This is a genomic window from Angustibacter speluncae, from assembly GCF_054777815.1.
Window position 1 is genome coordinate 14,937 of the sequence record NZ_BAAHAF010000187.1, and the last position, 19,135, is coordinate 34,071.

Annotated in this window: 20 protein-coding genes; 13 read left to right on the top strand and 7 right to left on the bottom strand. The window is 74.3% G+C overall.

Features of this window, described 5'->3' with window-relative positions; translation table 11 throughout:
• Positions 1 to 4: 4 nt before the first annotated feature.
• Positions 5 to 499, top strand: coding sequence for a hypothetical protein (locus ACYVKY_RS20435; protein WP_460436822.1), 495 nt, complete (start codon positions 5 to 7; stop codon positions 497 to 499).
• A 3-nt stretch (positions 500 to 502) separates the two neighbouring features.
• Here the strand turns inward: ACYVKY_RS20435 and phoU are convergent, their stop codons facing one another.
• On the bottom strand, positions 503 to 1,180 hold the full coding sequence (phoU, locus tag ACYVKY_RS20440) for a phosphate signaling complex protein PhoU (protein WP_460436823.1): 678 nt from the start codon (positions 1,178 to 1,180) through the stop codon (positions 503 to 505).
• 157 nt (positions 1,181 to 1,337) lie between these two features.
• On the opposite strand from phoU, the gene ACYVKY_RS20445 reads away from it, so the two are divergent.
• Together ACYVKY_RS20445 and ACYVKY_RS20450 are read left to right on the top strand one after the other, a co-directional pair.
• Positions 1,338 to 2,528 (top strand): sensor histidine kinase, encoded by a 1,191-nt coding sequence (locus tag ACYVKY_RS20445; protein WP_460436824.1) that lies wholly within the window; start codon positions 1,338 to 1,340, stop codon positions 2,526 to 2,528.
• Positions 2,525 to 3,205, top strand: a complete 681-nt coding sequence (locus ACYVKY_RS20450) for a response regulator (RefSeq protein WP_460436825.1) — start codon at positions 2,525 to 2,527, stop codon at positions 3,203 to 3,205. The genes ACYVKY_RS20445 and ACYVKY_RS20450 overlap by 4 nt, the downstream gene beginning before the upstream one ends.
• A 4-nt stretch (positions 3,206 to 3,209) precedes the next feature.
• Here the strand turns inward: ACYVKY_RS20450 and ACYVKY_RS20455 are convergent, their stop codons facing one another.
• Entirely contained in the window at positions 3,210 to 3,731 is a 522-nt protein-coding gene (locus tag ACYVKY_RS20455) for a hypothetical protein (protein ID WP_460436826.1), read from the bottom strand.
• Between the two features lie 233 nt (positions 3,732 to 3,964).
• On the opposite strand from ACYVKY_RS20455, the gene ACYVKY_RS20460 reads away from it, so the two are divergent.
• The 3 genes from ACYVKY_RS20460 to ispF all read left to right on the top strand — a co-directional run bounded on the left by ACYVKY_RS20460 (position 3,965) and on the right by ispF (position 5,671).
• Complete coding sequence (locus ACYVKY_RS20460) at positions 3,965 to 4,447, top strand: CarD family transcriptional regulator (protein ID WP_460436827.1); 483 nt, start codon at positions 3,965 to 3,967, stop codon at positions 4,445 to 4,447.
• Positions 4,448 to 4,511: 64 nt separating this feature from the next.
• On the top strand, positions 4,512 to 5,186 hold the full coding sequence (ispD, locus tag ACYVKY_RS20465) for an IspD/TarI family cytidylyltransferase (protein ID WP_460436828.1): 675 nt from the start codon (positions 4,512 to 4,514) through the stop codon (positions 5,184 to 5,186).
• On the top strand, positions 5,183 to 5,671 hold the full coding sequence (gene ispF, locus ACYVKY_RS20470; RefSeq protein WP_460436829.1) for a 2-C-methyl-D-erythritol 2,4-cyclodiphosphate synthase: 489 nt from the start codon (positions 5,183 to 5,185) through the stop codon (positions 5,669 to 5,671). Before ispD ends, ispF begins: the two co-directional genes overlap by 4 nt.
• A gap of 73 nt (positions 5,672 to 5,744) precedes the next feature.
• Here ispF and ACYVKY_RS20475 read toward each other — a convergent pair whose 3' ends face one another.
• Entirely contained in the window at positions 5,745 to 6,662 is a 918-nt protein-coding gene (locus ACYVKY_RS20475; RefSeq protein ID WP_460436830.1) for a type IV toxin-antitoxin system AbiEi family antitoxin domain-containing protein, read from the bottom strand.
• Between the two features lie 203 nt (positions 6,663 to 6,865).
• Here ACYVKY_RS20475 and ACYVKY_RS20480 point away from each other — a divergent pair, with 203 nt between their 5' ends.
• The 4 genes from ACYVKY_RS20480 to ACYVKY_RS20495 all read left to right on the top strand — a co-directional run bounded on the left by ACYVKY_RS20480 (position 6,866) and on the right by ACYVKY_RS20495 (position 10,896).
• Positions 6,866 to 8,131 carry an ATP-binding protein gene (locus ACYVKY_RS20480; RefSeq protein WP_460436831.1) on the top strand — a complete coding sequence of 422 codons (1,266 nt, stop codon included), beginning with the start codon at positions 6,866 to 6,868 and terminating at the stop codon, positions 8,129 to 8,131.
• Positions 8,128 to 9,165, top strand: coding sequence for a tetratricopeptide repeat protein (locus tag ACYVKY_RS20485; RefSeq protein ID WP_460436832.1), 1,038 nt, complete (start codon positions 8,128 to 8,130; stop codon positions 9,163 to 9,165). The genes ACYVKY_RS20480 and ACYVKY_RS20485 overlap by 4 nt, the downstream gene beginning before the upstream one ends.
• A 79-nt stretch (positions 9,166 to 9,244) precedes the next feature.
• Complete coding sequence (gene pnuC / locus ACYVKY_RS20490) at positions 9,245 to 9,868, top strand: nicotinamide mononucleotide transporter family protein (RefSeq protein WP_460436833.1); 624 nt, start codon at positions 9,245 to 9,247, stop codon at positions 9,866 to 9,868.
• Between the two features lie 5 nt (positions 9,869 to 9,873).
• The gene (locus ACYVKY_RS20495; protein ID WP_460436860.1) at positions 9,874 to 10,896 is read left to right on the top strand and encodes an AAA family ATPase; all 1,023 of its coding nucleotides are present in this window, start codon (positions 9,874 to 9,876) and stop codon (positions 10,894 to 10,896) included.
• A gap of 4 nt (positions 10,897 to 10,900) precedes the next feature.
• Here ACYVKY_RS20495 and ACYVKY_RS20500 read toward each other — a convergent pair whose 3' ends face one another.
• From ACYVKY_RS20500 to ACYVKY_RS20515, 4 genes are all read right to left on the bottom strand, one after another.
• On the bottom strand, positions 10,901 to 11,530 hold the full coding sequence (locus tag ACYVKY_RS20500) for an MBL fold metallo-hydrolase (protein WP_460436834.1): 630 nt from the start codon (positions 11,528 to 11,530) through the stop codon (positions 10,901 to 10,903).
• Entirely contained in the window at positions 11,527 to 12,612 is a 1,086-nt protein-coding gene (locus ACYVKY_RS20505) for an S-(hydroxymethyl)mycothiol dehydrogenase (protein ID WP_460436835.1), read from the bottom strand. The genes ACYVKY_RS20500 and ACYVKY_RS20505 overlap by 4 nt, the downstream gene beginning before the upstream one ends.
• A gap of 70 nt (positions 12,613 to 12,682) precedes the next feature.
• The gene (locus ACYVKY_RS20510) at positions 12,683 to 15,205 is read right to left on the bottom strand and encodes an ABC transporter permease (RefSeq protein ID WP_460436836.1); all 2,523 of its coding nucleotides are present in this window, start codon (positions 15,203 to 15,205) and stop codon (positions 12,683 to 12,685) included.
• A 15-nt stretch (positions 15,206 to 15,220) separates the two neighbouring features.
• Positions 15,221 to 16,003 carry an ABC transporter ATP-binding protein gene (locus tag ACYVKY_RS20515; RefSeq protein WP_460436837.1) on the bottom strand — a complete coding sequence of 261 codons (783 nt, stop codon included), beginning with the start codon at positions 16,001 to 16,003 and terminating at the stop codon, positions 15,221 to 15,223.
• Positions 16,004 to 16,192: 189 nt separating this feature from the next.
• Between ACYVKY_RS20515 and cysS the strand changes: the two genes are divergently transcribed.
• Genes cysS through ACYVKY_RS20530 form a run of 3 tightly spaced genes read left to right on the top strand, consistent with a single transcriptional unit; the run spans position 16,193 to position 19,117 of the window.
• A complete protein-coding gene (gene cysS, locus ACYVKY_RS20520) occupies positions 16,193 to 17,635 on the top strand; it encodes a cysteine--tRNA ligase (RefSeq protein WP_460436838.1) in 1,443 nt (480 codons plus the stop codon).
• Positions 17,635 to 18,594 (top strand): TrmH family RNA methyltransferase, encoded by a 960-nt coding sequence (gene rlmB / locus ACYVKY_RS20525; protein WP_460436839.1) that lies wholly within the window; start codon positions 17,635 to 17,637, stop codon positions 18,592 to 18,594. The genes cysS and rlmB overlap by 1 nt, the downstream gene beginning before the upstream one ends.
• Positions 18,587 to 19,117: a DUF402 domain-containing protein gene (locus tag ACYVKY_RS20530; protein WP_460436840.1), complete on the top strand. Its 531-nt coding sequence runs from the start codon at positions 18,587 to 18,589 to the stop codon at positions 19,115 to 19,117. Before rlmB ends, ACYVKY_RS20530 begins: the two co-directional genes overlap by 8 nt.
• The last annotated feature ends 18 nt before the right edge of the window (positions 19,118 to 19,135 follow it).

Consider the following 19,135-nt stretch of genomic DNA (forward strand, 5'->3'; position numbering starts at 1 on the left):
GGCGGTGAGGGGCGGCGCCCTGCTCGTCGGGGCGCTGCTCGGCCTCACCCTCGGCGGGTGCACCGACGACGAGCCGCCCGCGCTCGCGTCCCCCGCCCCGCGCGCCTTCGACTGCGAGGCGGTCGCCGAGGCGGCGGCGCGGCTCGACGACGCGGGCGCGGCCGAGCTCGAGCGGCTCGGGCTGTCGGCGTCCGATCCCCAGGCGCTGACGGTGACGCTCGTGGCGGCCGGACGCGCCGCGCCCGCCTACTGGGCGGACGTCGCGGCGGCCGTCACCGACGAGGCGCCGGCGTCCGTGCGCGACGACGTCGCGGCGGTCGAGGGCTACTGGGCCGGGCTGGCCGACGACCTCGACGCGGTCACGGTCGCCGACGCGAGCCCGGAGGCGGTCGAGGCCGCCGGCGACCGGCTGGCCGAGATCAGCGCCGGCTCGCGCGACAGCGCGGTCGCGCCGGCCCAGCACCGCGTCGACGACGCGCTCGCGAGCGGGTGCGGCTGAGCGTCAGGACGGGTGCGTGGTCGCGGCGCCGTCGGCCGCGAGGTCCCACTGGCCGGTGACGAGGAACTGCACCCGCTCGGACAGCGACACCGCGTGGTCGCCGAACCGCTCGAGGTAGCGGCTGAGCAGCGTGATGTCGACGGCGGTCTGCGTCGGGTGCGACCAGGCGGGGTCGGCCAGCGCCTCGAACACCTTGCGGTGCAACGTGTCGAGCGCGTCGTCGTCCGGCTCCATCTGGGCGGCGACCTCGAGGTCGCGGCTCGCGATCACCTCGCCGGCCTTGGTCGCGAGCCGGACGCCGGCGGCGCTCATCTCGGTGACCAGCGGCACCAGGTCGTCCGGGACGACCTTGGCCGGGTAGCGCAGCCGCGCGAGCTGGGCGACGTGGCGGGCGAGGTCGCCCATCCGCTCGATCGTCGAGCTCATCCGCAGGCCCGCGACGACGACCCGCAGGTCGGTGGCGACCGGCGCCTGGCGGGCGAGCAGCTCGACCGCCCGCTCGTCGACGTCGCGCTGGCTGCTGTCGATCGCCGCGTCGTCGGTGATGACCTTCTCGGCGAGCGCGAGATCGCCCTCGAGCAGCGAGCGCGTGGCGTCGCGCAGGGCGTCGGCGGCCAGGCGGGTCATGTCGACGAGCTGCCCGTCGAGGTGCTCGAGGTCGGTGTGGAACTGCTGTCGCATCAGGGGGTCCCTCTCGTCGCCGGCGGTCGCGGCTGCGTCCATGCTCCGGGGCGTCGGTGAACGGTAACCAGTGCCGAGGTGAACATCCGGGGACACCCGTGTGCACGGCGCCCGCGCCGGTCCGGACGGGGTCCTCGCCCGCCCTACCCTGGTGGACGTGGAGCCGCGCGTCCTGCTCGTGGCCGGGACGCTGGCCGTCCTGGTGCTGGTCGTCGCCGTCGTGGCGTTCCGGTTCAGCGAGCGCGAGACGGCCCCCCCGACGCCCGAGCCCGAGCTGCCGCGCGGCGTCGGCGACGTGCTCGCCGTCCTGCGGTCGGCCGCCGTCGTGGTCGACGTCGCCGACGCCGTGGTGCGCTCCACCCCGCCCGCGCACTCGCTCGGCATCGTGCGGGGCCACGAGGTGGTGCACCCGCAGCTGCTCGAGATGGTGCGCGAGGTGCGCCGCGACGGGCTCACCCGCGAGCAGGAGCTCGAGCTGCCGCGCGGCCCGCTCGGTCGCGGCACCCTCGTCGTCCTGGCCCGCGTCGCCGCCCTCGGGACGCTGCACGTGCTCGTGCTGGTCGAGGACCGCACCGAGGCCCGTCGGGTCGAGGAGGTGCGTCGCGACTTCGTCGTGAACGTCTCGCACGAGCTGAAGACGCCGGTCGGGGCGATCTCGCTGCTGGCCGAGACGATCGAGTCGGCCGCCGACGACCCGCCGGCCGTGCGGCGGTTCGCCGGCCGCATGCACCGCGAGGCCGACCGGCTGGCAGCGCTCGTCCAGGAGATCGTCGACCTCTCGCGGCTGCAGACGGCGTCGGCGCTGGCCGAGCCCGAGCTGGTGTCGGTCGACCTGGTGATCGGCGAGGCGGTCGACCGCGCCCGGCTCGCCGCCGACGCCAAGCGCATCACCCTCGACGTGGGCCCGCCCTGCAGCGCCAAGGTCTACGGCGACCACGACCTGCTGGTCACCGCGCTGCGCAACCTGGTCGACAACGCGGTGCGGTACTCCGAGCAGGGCACCCGCATCGGCATCGGCACCCAGGTCGACGGCGACCTGGTCGAGGTCGCGGTGGCCGACCAGGGCATCGGCATCCCCGCCGGCGACCTCGAGCGCGTGTTCGAGCGCTTCTACCGGGTCGACCCGGCGCGCTCGCGCAGCACCGGCGGCACCGGGCTCGGGCTCAGCATCGTCAAGCACGTCGTGGCCAACCACGGCGGCGACGTGACGGTGTGGAGCGAGCCGGACGCCGGGTCGACCTTCACCGTCCGGCTCCCGGTCGCCTCGACCGGCGAGGCCGGTCCCGCATCCGCCCCGGCAGCCGCACCCCCCGCCCGCGCGCACGGCGCACGAAGGAGCACCACGTGACCCGCATCCTGGTGGTCGAGGACGAGGAGTCCCTGTCCGACCCCCTGTCGTACCTGCTCGAGAAGGAGGGCTTCGAGGTCGTCGTCGCCGCCGACGGGCACACCGCCATCGACGAGTTCGACCGCAGCGGAGCCGATCTCGTGCTCCTCGACCTGATGCTGCCGGGCCTGCCGGGTACCGAGGTCTGCCGCGCGCTGCGCGCCCGCAGCAGCGTCCCGGTGATCATGCTCACCGCCAAGGACAGCGAGATCGACAAGGTGGTCGGGCTCGAGATCGGTGCCGACGACTACGTCACCAAGCCGTACTCCTCGCGCGAGCTGGTCGCGCGCATCCGCGCGGTGCTGCGCCGCAAGGGCGAGCCGGACGAGCTGCTGCCCACGACCATCGAGGCCGGCCCGGTGCGGATGGACGTCGAGCGCCACGTCGTCACCGTGCGCGGGGAGCAGACCTCGTTGCCGCTCAAGGAGTTCGAGCTGCTCGAGATGCTGCTGCGCAACGCCGGCCGGGTGCTGACCCGCGGGCAGCTGATCGACCGCGTGTGGGGCTCGGACTACGTCGGCGACACCAAGACGCTCGACGTCCACGTCAAGCGGCTGCGCGGGAAGATCGAGGTCGACCCCAAGGACCCGCGGCACCTGGTGACGGTGCGGGGGCTGGGCTACAAGCTGGACCCCTGAGGGGTCAGCCCTCCTCGCCGAGCAGCTCGGCGTACTCGGCGAGCGTGCCGTCGAGCACCGGCACCTGCAGCACCAGGTTGTCGCCGCCGCCGATGAAGGTGACCTCGGCGAACCGGCCGGGGACGATGCCCAGCTCGTCGATCTCGATCGTCTCGTCGGCCTCCGGCCCGATCGTCAGGCTCTGGTTGCCGGGCAGCTCGAGGGTCTGGGTCGCGACCGGCTCGTTCGGCGCGGCGGGGTCCTCGGCCGGCTCGCGCACGACGACCTCGAGCTCGACGTCGTCGCCCGAGCCGTTGAACACCGAACCCACGACCTCGGCCGGGGCACCCTGCTCGGCGGTCAGCAGCATGACGTTGCGGACCTTGATCTGGCCGAGGTCGCCCTGGACGCCGTCCGACGGCGCGTAGGTGACGTTCTGCGTGGTCTGCGGGCTCAGCACGGAGCAGCCGGACAGGGCGCAGACGGCCAGCGCGGCGGCGGCCAGTCGGGGCCCGGCCGGACGACGGGACGGACGCAGGACGGTCACGGGGGCTCCTCGGCGGAGTCGGGTGGCGGAGGTCGGGCGGCGGGCGGTGCCCACTGTATCGACCCGGTGCGCCCCGGGGCCTTCCCACCCCGCGCGTGGCACGTCGTCGCGGCTCCTGTCAAGCCCTTCCGGACAGCCCATCATGCCTCTGACCTGCGCAAACGCGTCCCGTCGACTGTCGTCGGAGGACGTCGGCGTGGTAACCTGGAGGTCGCGAAAGGGGAAAAGAGCAGATGGCATTCAAGGTCGGCGAGACGGTCGTGTACCCGCACCACGGAGCGGCCCTCATCGAGGAGATCAAGAAGCGCACCATCAAGGGTGAGGAGAAGACCTACCTCAAGCTCAAGGTCGCGCAGGGCGATCTCACCATCGAGGTACCGGCCGAGAACTGCGACCTCGTCGGCGTCCGCGACGTCGTCGACCAGAAGGGTCTCGACCGCGTCTTCGAGGTGCTGCGCGCCCCGCACGTGGAGGAGCCGACCAACTGGTCGCGCCGCTACAAGGCCAACCTGGAGAAGCTCGCCTCCGGCGACGTCATCAAGGTCGCCGAGGTCGTCCGCGACCTGTGGCGCCGCGACCAGGACCGCGGCCTGTCCGCCGGTGAGAAGCGGATGCTGGCCAAGGCCCGGCAGATCCTCGTCTCCGAGCTCGCGCTCGCGGAGAAGACCGAGGAGGAGAAGGCCGAGGCCATCCTCGACGAGGTCCTCGCGTCCTGACCACCAGCCCGACCACCGCCCCGCCGCTCGCAGCGTGCGGGGCGGTGGTGCGTCCGGGGGCGGTGTGAGCACCGCGGTGGGGGCCGTCGTGGTGGCGGCCGGTCGCGGCGAGCGGCTCGGCGAGTCGGTCCCGAAGGCGTTCGTCGAGGTGGCGGGCCGGACGCTGCTGGTGCGCTCGCTCGACGCGCTCCGTGCGGCCGGGGTGCCGCACCTGGTCGCCGTCGTGCCGGCCGGGCTGGTCGACGGCTGCCCGGTCGGCGACGACGTCGCCGTGGTCGCGGGCGGCGCCACCCGGCAGGGGTCGGTGGCCGCCGAGCTCGCGGCGCTGCCGCCGCAGGTGCGCACCGTGCTGGTGCACGACGCCGCCCGCGCGCTCGTCCCGGTCGAGGTGGTGCGGCGGGTGGTCGCCGCGCTGCGCAGCGGGCAGCGGGCCGTGGTGCCGGGGCTGCCCGTCGCCGACACCCTGCGCGACCTCGAGCGCGGTCCCGTCGACCGCCGCGGCGTGGTCGCCGTCCAGACCCCGCAGGGCTTCGCCCGCGACGACCTGGAGCGGGCGCACGCCGAGGCGTCCGGGGCCGACGCCACCGACGACGCCGGGCTGGTCGAGGCGCTCGGCGTCCCCGTGCACGTGGTGGCGGGGCACCCGGAGGCCTTCAAGGTGACCCGGCCGCTCGACCTGCTGCTGGCCGAGGCCGTGCTGCGCGCCCGTGCGGAGGCCGGGGCGGTGGGCGCACCGTGAGCGCCCTGCCGCGCACCGGCGTCGGCGTCGACGTGCACGCGTTCGCGCCGGCGGGCTCGGCCCGCGAGCTGTGGGTGGCCGGACTGCTGTGGCCGGGCGAGCCCGGCCTCGACGGCCACTCCGACGCCGACGTCGCCGCGCACGCCTGCTGCGACGCCCTGTTCTCCGCCGCCGGGATCGGCGACCTCGGCGCGCACTTCGGCACCTCGCGACCGGAGTGGGCCGCCGCCTCGGGGGTCGCGCTCCTCGGCGAGGCCGCACGCCTGGTGCGGGCCGCCGGCTTCGAGGTCGGCAACGTCGCCGTGCAGGTCGTCGGCAACCGCCCCAAGATCGGCACCCGCCGCGCCGAGGCGCAGGACGCCCTGTCGGCCGCGTGCGGTGCGCCGGTGTCGGTCAGCGGCACCACCACCGACGGCCTCGGCCTCACCGGCCGCGGCGACGGTCTCGCCGCGATCGCCACCGCCCTCGTCGTCCCCCTCGGCTGACGCCCGCACAACGCCCGCGTCCCGGCACAACCGTCCGGACGGTTGTGCGACGCGTCGCGCGTTGTGCGAGCGGTCACCTTCCTCGATCGGCACGGGCGAAGGCGCGCGCGATCCGTCCGCGCACCACCGGGAAGCGGTCCAGCTCGGACCAGATCCAGCGGACCACCTCGTACCCCTCGGTGCGCAGGGCGTCCTCGCGCAGCTTCTCGGCCGTGACCACGTCGCCGGGGTCGTCGTCGTCGACGACACGGCGGTACTTCACCAGGCCGTCGAACTCGCCGATCGTGCGGTGGTCCTCCCAGAGGAAGTCGACGCGTCCGACCACCACGCCGCCGCCCGTGCGGACGACGCGCTGCAACCGCGGGGCAGGCAGCCCCACCCGCGCGATCGCCACCCGGCTGCGCGACTCGCCGACGCTCTCCGAGAGCGGGTCCGCGAACCGGACGGCCCGCCGGGCGCGCGCGATGCCCGGCCACCCGCGGGCGCGCTCGAGCGCCGTCTCGAGCTCCTCGCGCGACACCACCCCGGTACGCAGAGCAGCGTCGGCCGTGACGACGCCCGGCTCCTCGCCGAGCAGCCGCGCGACGTCGACGACCGTGCGGGCCGGGCTCGTCACCAGGAGGCCGGCGACAGACGTCACCTCGTGCGCCGCCAGGGGAGCGGTGCGGACGTGGGTCGACGACGTGCGCCGTCCACCGCTGCTCGCGTCGCGGGTGACCTGGACGCGGGCGGGGGCTGGCCCCCACGTCGGCAGCCCGAGCACAGTCGCCGCGGTCGTGTGGCTCAGCACGGCCGGTTCGTCCAGCCGCCGGAGCGCGGACCTGGCCCGGGCGAGGACCAGCGCGGCCGGATCGGCGACGCCGGCCGCCCGCGCGTACGACCCGCGTCCGACCCGGACGAGCGCACCCGAGCGCAGCAGACGCCGCAGCTCGTTGTCGTCGTAGCCGAGTGCGAGCAGCCGCTCGCGGTGCAGCACCTCCGGGCCGGTCACGGCGTCAGCCTCGGGCCGACCGGAGGTGGCGCGCCACTGCCGCAGCCCGACCTGTGGACGGCGCCCTCCGAGCGAGCACCCCTGTGGACGACGCGATCCGCCCGCTTGCACAACACGCGACGCGTCGCACAACCGTCCGGACCGTTGTGCGACCCCTGTGGTGTTGTGGCACGCGCTGCGGTCGGGACTGGGAGGATGGGGGGATGGACGACGGGGTGATCGAGGCGCTGCGGCGGGCGCTGACGGCGGTGCCGGACGACACGACGCTGCGGCTGCACCTGGCGCAGTCGCTGCTCGACGCGGGCCGGGCCGACGAGGCGGTCGCGGAGTGCGCGACGGCGCTGCAGCGCGACCCCACGAGCGCCCAGGCGCGCGAGCTGATGACCCGCGCCCTCACCCCGGACGCGCCGCCCCCGCCGCCCCCGCCGACGACGACCCCTCCCACCCCGCCTCCCGCGGAGGTGCCGGACGACCCCGACGCGCCGCCGGGACCGCACGGGTTCGACTGGGGCGCCGCCGAGCAGCAGGTGGGCGACGTCGCGGCGCCGATGTTCGTCGACGACGAGGGCGCACCCGAGCCCGAGCAGGGGGCCTGGGACGTCGAGAAGGTCGGCATCGGCCTCGCCGACGTCGGTGGGCTGCAGGAGGTCAAGGACCGGCTCGAGGCCGCGTTCCTGGCGCCGCTGCGCAACCCCGAGCTGCGCCGGCTGTACGGCAAGTCGCTGCGCGGCGGGCTGCTGCTCTACGGCCCGCCCGGGTGCGGCAAGACCTACGTGGCCCGGGCCGTGGCCGGGGAGATGGGCGCGAAGTTCATCTCGGTCGGCATGAACGACGTGCTCGACATGTGGATCGGGACGAGCGAGCGCAACCTGCACGAGCTGTTCATGCTCGCGCGCCGCAGCGCCCCCGTGGTGCTGTTCCTCGACGAGATCGACGCGCTGGGGCAGAAGCGGTCCCAGACCCGCTCGTCCGCGATGCGCACGACCGTCAACCAGCTGCTCACCGAGCTCGACGGCGTCGGGCAGGACAACGAGGGCGTCTTCGTCCTGGCCGCGACGAACCAGCCGTGGGACGTCGACCCCGCGCTGCGGCGTCCGGGCCGGCTCGACCGCACGCTGCTCGTGCTGCCGCCCGACCAGGAGGCGCGCGAGGCGATCGTGCGGCACCACCTCAAGGAGCGGCCGGTCGAGGGCATCGACGTGCGCAGGATCGCCAAGCGCACCGACGGCTACTCCGGCGCCGACCTGGCGCACGTCTGCGAGTCGGCCGCCGAGCGCGCGCTGCTCGACGGCGTGCGGACGGGACGGGCGCGGCTGATCGGCATGGCCGACCTGGAGTGGGCGGTCGGGCAGGTGCGCCCCTCGACCCGCGGCTGGTTCGACACCGCCCGCAACGTGGTGATGTTCGCCGACAACGACGGCACCTACGCCGACCTGCGCACCTGGATGAAGAAGCACAAGCTCCTGTGAGCGTCGACCGGGGCGAGATGCTGCTGTCGTCGGGGCGCTACCGCGAGGCGCTGGAGGCGGCCCACCGGGTGCTCGCGTCCGACCCGTTCGACGACGGCGCCCAGCTGCTCGCCGGCCGGGCGCACCTGCGGCTCGGCGACCCGCACGCCGCGCTGCGCGACGCCGACCAGGTCGCGGCCCGCGCACCGCACGACCTGCAGGCGCACGCCGTGCGGGCGAGCGCGCTCGCCGAGCTCGGGCGGTACGACGACGCCCTGGCCGCCGCGATCGAGACGACGCGGATCGCCCCGTCGTGGCACGGGTCGCACCTGACCGTGGCTGCGGTGGCCGACCGGATGCCCGACCGGCGGCAGATCGCCTGGCAGGCCGCCTCACGGGCCTGCGAGCTCGCGCCGCTCGATGCCGACACGCACGCCATGATGGGCTCGGTCGCGTTGTCCTGGAAGCGGTTCGACGTGGCGGAGCGGGCGCTGCTCGAGGCGCTGCGGCTCGACCCCGAGCACGTCGACGCCCGGCACGACCTCGGTGTGGTGCGGCTGCAGCAGGGGTCGTACGCCGGCGCCGCCGACAGCTTCTCGTCGACGCTGCGCGCCGACCCGACCGTCGAGGTCGCCCGCCGCAACCTCATCCACCTGGTGCTGCGGTGGCTGCAGCGCACGCACCTCGGCGCCTGGGGGTGCTGGTTCGTGCTCCGGATCGCGACCGGGCTCGACTCCTACCCGGGGCGGCTCGTGGTCGGCCTCGTCGCCGCCGCGGCGCTGGCGTGGTGGACGCGTCGCACCCTGGCCCCGCTGGGCGGGCAGCTGCGGGTGGTGCTGTGGCGTGTCGTGCGCTCGTCGTGGGTCGCGACCGTGTGGTTCGGCTGCGTGATGCTGGCGCTGCTCGGCAACGCCCTGACCGCGTTCCTGCCGCCGGTCGGCCCGCTGCCGTCGGTCACCGTCGTCGCGCTGCTCGTCACCGGGGCCGCGCTGCTGGTGGGCTGCCTGGTCAGCTGGGCAGGGGTCGCCGCCGGACGGCTCGGGGGCAGGCGCTGACCACCTATTTGGTGGAGTTGACAACAATGCCGCGACTGCGCTGGGATGGGCGCATGAGCAGCAGCACGGGGGAGGCGGCGTGAGCGGCTGGACGATGAGCTGGACCGAGGTGGCGGGTTTCGTCACGGGGGCGCTGTGCGTGTGGCTCGTGGTGCGGCAGCAGGTCTGGAACTTCCCTGTCGGCATCGCCAACAACGTCTTCTTCATCGTGCTGTTCGTGCAGGCGGGGCTGTACGCCGACGCCGGGCTGCAGGTCGTCTACATCGGCCTGGGCGTGCTGGGCTGGTACTGGTGGCTGCGCGGCGGGCCGGCACGGGGCGAGCTGGCGGTGCGGCGCACGCCGCGCGCCGCCTGGCCGCTGCTGGCCCTCGGCTGCGTCGCGGCGGCGGCCGTCCTCACCTGGGTGCTGACCACCTGGACCGACTCGACCGTCGCGGTCGCGGACGCCTCGACCACCGCGATGTCGCTCACCGCGCAGCTGATGCTCAACCGCAAGTGGATCGGCAGCTGGGGCGTGTGGATCAGCGTCGACGTGCTCTACGTCGGCCTCTACGCGTACAAGGGCCTCTACCTCACCGCGGTGCTCTACCTGCTGTTCATCGCGCTGTGCGTCCAGGGCCGGCGCGAGTGGCGGCGTTCGCTCGACGGCGCGCGTCCGGTCGACGGGTCGGCCGCCGAGGCGCTGGCGACGGCCAGGCCGTGAACGGCCTGCGCCACAAGGAGTTCCGGCACGGCCTGGTGCTCGGCAAGTTCTACCCGCTGCACGCCGGCCACCAGGCCCTCGTCCGCGCCGCGGCGGCGCGGTGCGAGCGGGTCACCGTCGAGGTGCTCGCGTCGCAGGTGGAGTCGATCCCGCTCGAGGTGCGCGCCGGATGGGTGCGCGCCGAGCACCCGGACGTGCACGTCGTCGCGGCGATGGACGAGGCCGAGGTCGACTTCGACTCCCCGGCAGCGTGGGACGCCCACATGCCGGTGATCGAGGGGCTGCTCGACGCGCCGGTCGACGCCGCCTTCACCTCGGACGCGTACGGGGCGGAGCTGGCGCGCAGGCTCGGTGCGACCTGGGTGCAGGTCGACCCCGGCCGCGCGACCACCCCGGTCTCCGGGACGGCCGTCCGCGCCGACGTCGCCGGCCACTGGTGGGCGCTGCCGCCGTCCGTCCGCGAGTGGTTCGCGCGGCGCGTCGTCGTCTCCGGCGCCGAGTCGACCGGGACGACCACGCTGTCGCTCGCCCTGGCCGAGCACTACGCGACGTCGTGGGTCGCCGAGTTCGGTCGCGAGTGGAGCGAGGTGCGGCCCGGCGGCTTCGAGGCGCCCTGGCACACGGCGGAGTTCGACCTGGTGGCGACCACCCAGGCGCGGCGCGAGGACGACGCGGCCCGCACCGCACCGCGTCCGCTCGTCGTCTGCGACACCGACGTGCTCGCGACGACGGTCTGGCACGAGCGCTACGTCGGGTCGTCGTCGCCCTCGGTGGAGGCGCTCGCGAAGACCCGGGTGCCCGACCTCTACCTGCTGACCGGCGACGAGATCCCGTTCGTCCAGGACGGTCTGCGCGACGGCGAGCACCTGCGGCACGGCATGCACGAGCGCTTCCGCGAGGTGCTCGGCGCCCAGCCCGCGCCGTGGCTCGAGGTGCGCGGGACGCACGAGCAGCGGCTGGCGCAGGCGGTCGGCGCGGTCGACGAGCTCCTCGCCCACGGCTGGGAGCTCGCCGACCCGCTGGGGTGAGGCCTCAGTGGCCCCGGTCGACCCACTCCTGCAGGTGCGGCGCCTCGTCGCCGATCGTCGTCTCGTCACCGTGCCCGGTGAGCACCCGCGTCTCGGCGGGCAGCACCAGCAGCCGGTCGCGGATCGAGTCGACGATCGTCGGGAAGTCGCTGTACGAGCGCCCCGTCGCGCCCGGGCCGCCCTGGAACAGGGTGTCGCCCGTGAACACGACTCCGAGCGCCGGCGCGTAGAAGCAGCACGCGCCGGGCGCGTGCCCCGGCGTGTGCAGCACGTGCAGCTCGGTGCCCGCCACGCGCACGACGTCGCCGTGCGCGAGGTCGCCGCCGGGGGAGGTGCCCGGGTGCTTCATCTCCCACAGCACGTGGTCGTCGGGGTGCAGCAGCACCGGTGCGCCCGTGCGCTCGGAGACCTCGGGCGCGGCGTCGACGTGGTCGTCGTGGGCGTGGGTGCTGAGCACCGCGAGCAGCCTGCGGTCGCCGACCGCCTCGAGCACGGCGTCGGCGTCGTGGGCGGCGTCGACCACCACGCACTCGGTGTCGTCACCGACGACCCAGACGTTGTTGTCGACGTCCCAGGTGCCGCCGTCGAGCGAGAAGGTGCCGGACGTCACGACCCGGTCGATGCGCACGGTCACAGCACGACCACCGAGCGCAGGACCTCGCCCTGGTGCATCTTCTCGAACGCCGCCTCGACGTCGCCCAGGCCGATCGTCTCGGAGACGAACGCGTCGAGGTCGAAGCGTCCCTGCCGGTAGAGGTCGACCAGCATCGGGAAGTCGCGCGAGGGCAGGCAGTCGCCGTACCAGGACGACTTCAGCGCCCCGCCGCGACCGAACACCTCGATCATCGGCAGCTCGATCCTCATGTCGGGGGTCGGCACCCCCACCAGCACGACGGTGCCGGCGAGGTCGCGCATGTAGAAGGCCTGCTCGTAGGTCTCCGGACGTCCGACCGCCTCGACGACGACGTCGGCACCGAAGCCGCCGGTGAGCTCCTTCACCGCCTCGACGGCGTCGACCGAGCGCGAGTTCACCGTGTGCGTGGCGCCGAACCCCTTGGCCCACTCCAGCTTGCGGTCGTCGACGTCGACCGCGATCACGGTCGTCGCACCGGCCACCCGGGCTCCGGCGATCGCCGCGTTGCCCACGCCGCCGCAGCCGATGACGGCCACCGAGTCGCCGCGGGTGACGCCGCCGGTGTTCACCGCGGCACCGAACCCGGCCATCACGCCGCACCCGAGCAGGCCGACGGCCGCCGCGGAGGCCGACGGATCGACCTTGGTGCACTGGCCGCTGTGCACGAGCGTCTTCTCGACGAACGCCCCGATGCCGAGCGCGGGCGACAGCTCGGTGCCGTCGGCCAGCGTCATCCTCTGCGTCGCGTTGTGGGTGGCGAAGCAGTACCAGGGCTTGCCCTTGAGGCACGCCCGGCACGACCCGCAGACGGCGCGCCAGTTCAGCACCACGAAGTCGCCGGGGGCCACGTCGGTCACGCCCTCGCCGACGGCCTCGACGACCCCCGCCGCCTCGTGGCCCAGCAGGAACGGGAAGTCGTCGTTGATGCCGCCCTCGCGGTAGTGCAGGTCGGTGTGGCACACGCCGCACGCCTGCACCTGCACGACCGCCTCGCCGGGCCCCGGGTCGGGCACGACGACCTCGGTGAGCTCGACGGGTGCGCCCTTGCTGCGGGCGACGACGCCCTGGACGGTCTGCGGCACGGGTGACCTCCGGTGGTCCTCGGGGAGCGGGTGACCCGAACCTATCCCGAGGCCACCGCGGCCGCAGGGCTCACTCGGACGCGATCGCCTCCAGCGGGCGCGTGCGCGCGGCCCGGTGCCCGGGCCAGAGCGCGGCCAGGACGCCGACCACCGCGGCCACCACCAGGAAGGCAAGCGCCTGGCCCCACGGGATGACGGTGATGTCGAGGCCGTCCTCGGCCAGGCTGCGCGCGAACAGGTAGCCGAACACCAGCCCGACGACGAGCCCGAGCACCGCGCCGTAGACCGAGATCAGCACCGACTCCACGTAGATCGCGGTGCGCACCTGCCGTCGCTGCATGCCGACCGCCCGCAGCATGCCGATCTCCCGACGCCGCTCGACGACCGACAGGCCGAGGGTGTTGACGATGCCGAGGACCGAGATGACGACGGCGAGGGCGAGCAGGCCGTAGAGGATGCCCAGCAGGATGTCGACCTGCGACGACAGGGAGTCGGTGAACTGGCCGACGTCGCTGACGGTGACGGTGACGTAGGGCTGGAGGACGTCCTCGAGGTCGGAGCGCAGCGCGCCCAGGTCGGCGCCGTCGTCGGCCACGACGAACACCTGGAAGACCTGCTGCTGCTGCGCCGGCAGGAGCTCGTCGGCGGTGCTCTGGTCGACCAGCCAGCCCGACAGCAGGTCGCTCTCGTAGACGCCGCCGACGGTGAGGTCGAGCTCGGCGCGTCCGGGCACCGCGACGGTGAAGGTGTCGCCGACGCCGCGGCCGGCGGCGTCCTCGCGGTTGAGCAGCACGGTCCCCGGCGCGAGGGACTGCGTCCCGTCGACGAGGTCGAGCTCGATGGCGCGGTCGAGGCCCTGGGTCGCCGCGAAGCCGAACGACGGCTCCCCGTCGGCGACCGCGGGCACCAGGGTGAGCGCCACGGCCTCCTCGACGCCGTCGACGGCGGCCACGTCGCCGACCGCGCCCCGCGGTACCGCCCCGCCGTCGGGGCCGCCGGAGGGGCCGCCGGAGGGGCCGCTGAGGACGTAGTCCCACGTCGCGCCGGCGCTCGCGAGCCGCTCGAGGCTGGCCTTGGCCGACGCCCCGACGATGGAGAACACCGTGACCAGCGTCAGGCCGAGCGCGAGCGCGAGGGCGGTCGCGGCCGTCCGCCGCGGGTTGCGCGCCGCGTTGCCGTGCGCCATCCGGCCGATCGAGCCGAAGGGCCGCGCGAGCAGCGGGGCGATCAGCCGGAACACGACCGGCGCGACGAGCGGCGACAGGACGACGACGGCCGTGCCGACACCGAGGAAGCCTGCGCCGAGCCAGATCTGGCTCGACGTGGCGACGCCCACCCAGGTGGCGAACGCGCCGACGGCGAGCGCGAGGAGGCCGAGGGTGATGCGCGCCCCGTTGCGGTCGGACGGCGAGGCGAACTCGCCGCGCATCGCCTCGACCGGCGCCACGGCCCCGGCGCGCCGGGCGGGGACGAGCGCGGCGAGGACGGTGATCGTCACGCCGACCACCATCGTCACCGCGACGCTCGACGCCGTCAGGCTCTGCCCGCTGACCGGGATGCCGGACCCCACCGCCGACAGGACCACCGTCAGCACCTTCGCCAGCCCGAAGCCCGCGGCGAGCCCGACCGCCGACCCGGCGACGCCGACGACGAAGGCCTCGACGACCACCGACCGCGTCACCTGCCCGCGGCCGGCGCCGACCGCGCGCAGCAGCGCCATCTCGCGCGCCCGCTGCGCGACGACCATCGAGAAGGTGTTGGCGATGATGAACGACCCCACCAGCAGCGCGATCAGGCCGAACGCGGTGAGGAACGAGTTGATGAACGTCAGCGCGGTCTGGAACTGGGTGCGGCTCTCCTCGCGCAGCTCCTCGCCGGTGCGGGCCTGCAGGCCGTCGGGCAGTGCGGCGGCGACGCGGTCGCGCAGGGTCTGCTCGTCGACGCCGTCGTCGGCCGCGACCAGCAGGTCCGAGGCGTTCGTGCCGTCGGTGAACAGGGCGACCGCCTGCTCGGGCGTGAACCCGATGCCGATGAAGCCGCCGACACCGCCGCCGTCCTGCTCGAACAGCCCGACGACCTCGACCTCGAACGGTTCGCCGCTCGCGGGCACGACGGTGGTGGTGTCACCCACCGCCAGGCCGGCGTTCTCCGCCGCCGTGTCGTTCAGCACGATCTCGCCGTCCCGCTCCGGCGCGCGCCCGTCGCCGATGCGGCCGTTCGTGCTCACCGCGTCGTCGCCGATGACGAAGCCGTAGCCGAGCGACGGCGCACCGCCGCTGCTGACCGCCTCGCCGTCCGCCCCCACCAGGGTGACCGGGCCCTGCGTCGTCGGCTCGACGGCGCGGACGCCGTCGACGTCGCGCAGCTCGTCGACGAGGGCGAGCGGGACGCCGGCACCGAGCTCGTCGGTCGGCTGCACCTGCACGGCGACGCCGGCGGTGGTGAGCTCGACGATGTCGTCGAAGCTGCGGCCCAGCATCTGGGTGAAGACGAACGAGGCGGCGATGAACGCCGTCCCGAGCACCACGGACAGGACCGTGAGGCTGAACCGCACCTTGTGGGCGGCCAGGCCGCGCATCGCGACCTTGCGCATGGCGGACACGTCGACCTACCGGTCCATCGACTTCATCGCGTCGAGCACCGACTCGGGCGTGGGGTCGGCCATCTCACCCGCGATGCGGCCGTCGGCGAGGAACACGACGCGGTCGGCCGTGGAGGCGGCGCGCGGGTCGTGCGTGACGATGACGACGGTCTGCCCCATCTCGTCGACGCTGCGGCGCAGGATCGACAGCACCTCGCCGCTGGAGCGCGAGTCGAGGTTGCCGGTGGGCTCGTCGCCGAAGATCACGTCGGGACGGCTGGCGAGGGCGCGCGCGCACGCGACGCGTTGCTGCTGACCTCCGGACAGCTCGGACGGCCTGTGCCGCAGGCGGTCGCGCAGACCGAGCGTGTCGATCACCTGGTCGAGCCACTCCTGGTCCGGGCGCCGCCCGGCGATGTCGAGCGGCAGCGTGATGTTCTCGATCGCGGTGAGGGTGGGCACCAGGTTGAAGGACTGGAACACGAAGCCGAGGCGGTCGCGGCGCAGCCGCGTCATGGCCTTGTCGTTCAGGGTGCCCAGGTCGGTGTCGCCGATGAGGACGTGGCCGGCCGTGGCGCGGTCGAGTCCGGCGAGGCAGTGCATGAGGGTCGACTTGCCCGAGCCGGAGGGGCCCATGATCGCGGTGAACCCGCCGGCGGGGAACGAGACCGTGACGCCGTCGAGCGCCTTCACCACGGTGTCGCCGCGGCCGTAGACGCGCTCGAGGTCGACGGCCCGGGCGGCGGGCACCGCCGACGCGGCCGGGTCGGCGCCCGGCGCGGGAGCGGCGGTCGGGGTCTGCTGGCTCACGGTTCCGTCCTCGGGTGGTGGTGGTGCGTACCGGCCGGCGTGCCGGACCGTGGCGTCGACGCTACGTGCGCGCTGCCGCGCCGCGGCATCGGGGACGACCCTGGGACGGCCCTGATCGCACAACGCCATGGCCGAGGCGGGCGTTCCCGTCCGTCCGGGCGGGGGGTGTCGCCCCGATAACCTGGGGCGGTGAGCCTGCGCCTGTACGACACCGCCACCGCCGCCGTGCGGGACTTCGTCCCGCTGGTCGAGGGCCGGGTGGGTCTGTACCTGTGCGGCGCCACCGTCCAGTCCGACCCCCACATCGGGCACCTGCGCTCGGCCGTCGCCTTCGACCAGCTGTGGCGCTGGCTCGAGGCGGGCCACGGGTACGACGTCACCTTCGTCCGCAACGTCACCGACGTCGACGACAAGATCCTGGCGAAGAGCCGCGACGCCGGCGTGGCGTGGTGGGCCTGGGCGCTGCAGCACGAGCGCGCCTTCACCGCGGCCTACGACGCCGTCGGGCTCCGGCGGCCGACGTACGAGCCGCGCGCCACCGGCCACGTCACCGAGATGGTCGCCCTCATCGACCGGCTGGTCGAGCGGGGCCACGCCTACCGGGCCGAGGACGGGTCGAGCGACGTCTACTTCGACGTGCGCTCCTGGGAGCGCTACGGGTCGCTCACGCACCAGCGGCTCGACGACATGGCACCGGCCGAGGACGCCGACCCGCGCGGCAAGCGCGACCCGCGCGACTTCGCGCTGTGGAAGTCGGTGAAGCCGGACGAGCCCGAGACCGCCTCCTGGCCGACGCCGTACGGCGTCGGGCGGCCCGGGTGGCACCTGGAGTGCTCGGCGATGATCCGGCGCTACCTGGGCGAGGAGTTCGACGTCCACGGCGGCGGCATCGACCTGCGCTTCCCCCACCACGAGAACGAGCAGGCGCAGTCGCAGGCGGCCGGGTACGGGTTCGCCCGCTACTGGCTGCACAACGGCTGGGTCACCACCGGCGGCGAGAAGATGAGCAAGTCGCTCGGCAACTCGCTGCTGGTCACCTCGATCCTGGAGCGGGTGCGCCCGCTCAACCTGCGCTACTACCTCGGCTCGGCGCACTACCGCTCGAACATCGAGTTCCACGAGGGGTCGCTCGCCGAGGCCGCCACCGCGATGGCCCGGATCGAGGGCTTCCTGACCCGGGCGTCGCAGTGGATGGCGGGGGACACGGGTGCGATCGCCTACCCGGCGGGCCGCCCGAAGGCCTTCGACGACGCGATGGACGACGACCTCAACGTCTCCGCCGCGCTGGCCGTCGTCCACGACACCGTCCGCGAGGGCAACGCCGCCCTCGACGCCCGCGACGCGGACGCCGTGGCCGCGGCGTTCGGTGCGGTCAGCAGCATGACCTCGGTGCTGGGCATCAACCCGCACGAGGAGCCGTGGGTGAGCGGCAACCGCGCCGACGAGCGCTGGGTGAAGGCGCTCGACGCGCTCGTCCGCGTGCAGATCGACGAGCGCGCGCAGGCGCGCTCCAGCAAGGACTGGGCCAGCGCGGACGCCGTCCGCGACCGGCTCGCCGCCGCCGGCGTGGTGCTCGTCGACGGACCCGACGGCACCTCCTGGCGCCTCTCCGACACCGAGGACGGTTCCTGATGCCCGGCAACTCCCAGCGACGTGGCGCCGTGCGCCGCACCAGCAAGCCCACGGCGGGCTCCGGCGGGCGCATCAAGCGCGGCCTCGAGGGCAAGGGCCCCACGCCGAAGGCGGAGGACCGCGAGTACCACCCGGCGCACAAGAAGAAGAAGCTCGCCGAGAAGCGTTCCGGCACAGGGCGTCCGCAGGGCGGGTCGCGCCGCAACGCGGGCCGCGGCGGCTCCGAGTACGTGGCCGGACGCAACTCCGTGGTCGAGGCGCTGCGGGCCGGCATCCCGGCGTCGACGCTGTACGTGGCCTCGCGCATCGACTCCGACGAGCGGGTCAAGGAGGCGCTGAAGGCGGCGGGCGACCAGGGGCTCCCGCTGCTGGAGGCCTCGCGCGCCGACCTCGACCGGCTCACCGACGGCGCCGTGCACCAGGGGCTGGTGCTGCAGGTGCCGCCGTACGCCTACGCCGAGGTCGACGACCTGCTCGCGGCGGCCGACGAGCGCGGCCAGGCGCCGCTGCTCGTGGTGCTCGACAACGTGACCGACCCGCGCAACCTCGGCGCCGTCGTCCGCTCGACCGCCGCGTTCGGCGGCCACGGCGTCGTGATCGCCGAGCGCCGAGCCGCGGGCATGACCGCCTCGGCCTGGAAGACCTCCGCCGGCGCGGCCTCGCGGGTGCGGGTGGCGCAGGTGACGAACCTGAACCGCACGATCACGTCGCTGAAGCAGGCCGGCTGCTTCGTCCTCGGGCTCGACGCCGACGGCGACGTCGAGCTGCCCGGGCTGTCGCTCGCCACGGAGCCGGTCGTGCTCGTCGTCGGGTCGGAGGGCAAGGGCCTGTCGCGCCTCGTCCGCGAGTCGTGCGACCAGATCGTCTCCATCCCGATGGACGCGGCGACCGAGTCGCTCAACGCCGGCGTCGCCGCCGGCGTGGCGCTGTACGAGATCGCGCGCCAGCGGCGTGCGTGAGCCCGCCCGTCCCGACGACGCGGTCGAGGTCCGGTTCCGCAAGTACGACGGGCGCCCGCACTGGGTGATGTGGGCGCTGCCCCTCGGTGAGGACGAGCACGGGCACTGGCTGGGATCGCCTGCGGGCCAGGTGGTCTCGCGCCCTGACCTGTCGGTCGACCTGCCGTTCCCCTGGGCGCTGCTCGTCCCGCGCGACCAGGGTTTCGTCGCCGCGTTCAACGTGACCGGCGACCCCGAGCGGGCCGAGGTGTACGTCGACATGACGACGGTGCCGGTGTGGGAGACCCCGCAGCTCGTCACCGCCGCCGACCTCGACCTCGACGTCGTGCGGATGGTCGGAGGACGGGTGTTCGTCGACGACGAGGACGAGTTCGCCGAGCACCGGGTCGCGTTCGGCTACCCGCCCCAGGTCGTCGAGCTGGCCCAGGAGTCGTGCCGCTGGGTCCACGACCGGGTGGCTGCCGACGCCGAGCCCTTCGGTGACGTCGCCCGCGCCTGGATGGACGCCGCCACCCGCCTCTGAGCGCACCATCTCGAAAGA

Excerpts from the sequence above, each read along its gene's own strand:
- ACYVKY_RS20460 (WP_460436827.1), top strand. The coding sequence starts at position 3,965 with ATGGCATTCAAGGTCGGCGAGACGGTCGTGTACCCGCACCACGGAGCG.
- rlmB (WP_460436839.1), top strand. The coding sequence starts at position 17,635 with ATGCCCGGCAACTCCCAGCGACGTGGCGCCGTGCGCCGCACCAGCAAG.
- ACYVKY_RS20510 (WP_460436836.1), bottom strand. The coding sequence starts at position 15,205 with ATGCGCAAGGTCGCGATGCGCGGCCTGGCCGCCCACAAGGTGCGGTTC.
- phoU (WP_460436823.1), bottom strand. The coding sequence starts at position 1,180 with ATGCGACAGCAGTTCCACACCGACCTCGAGCACCTCGACGGGCAGCTC.
- ACYVKY_RS20480 (WP_460436831.1), top strand. The coding sequence starts at position 6,866 with ATGGACGACGGGGTGATCGAGGCGCTGCGGCGGGCGCTGACGGCGGTG.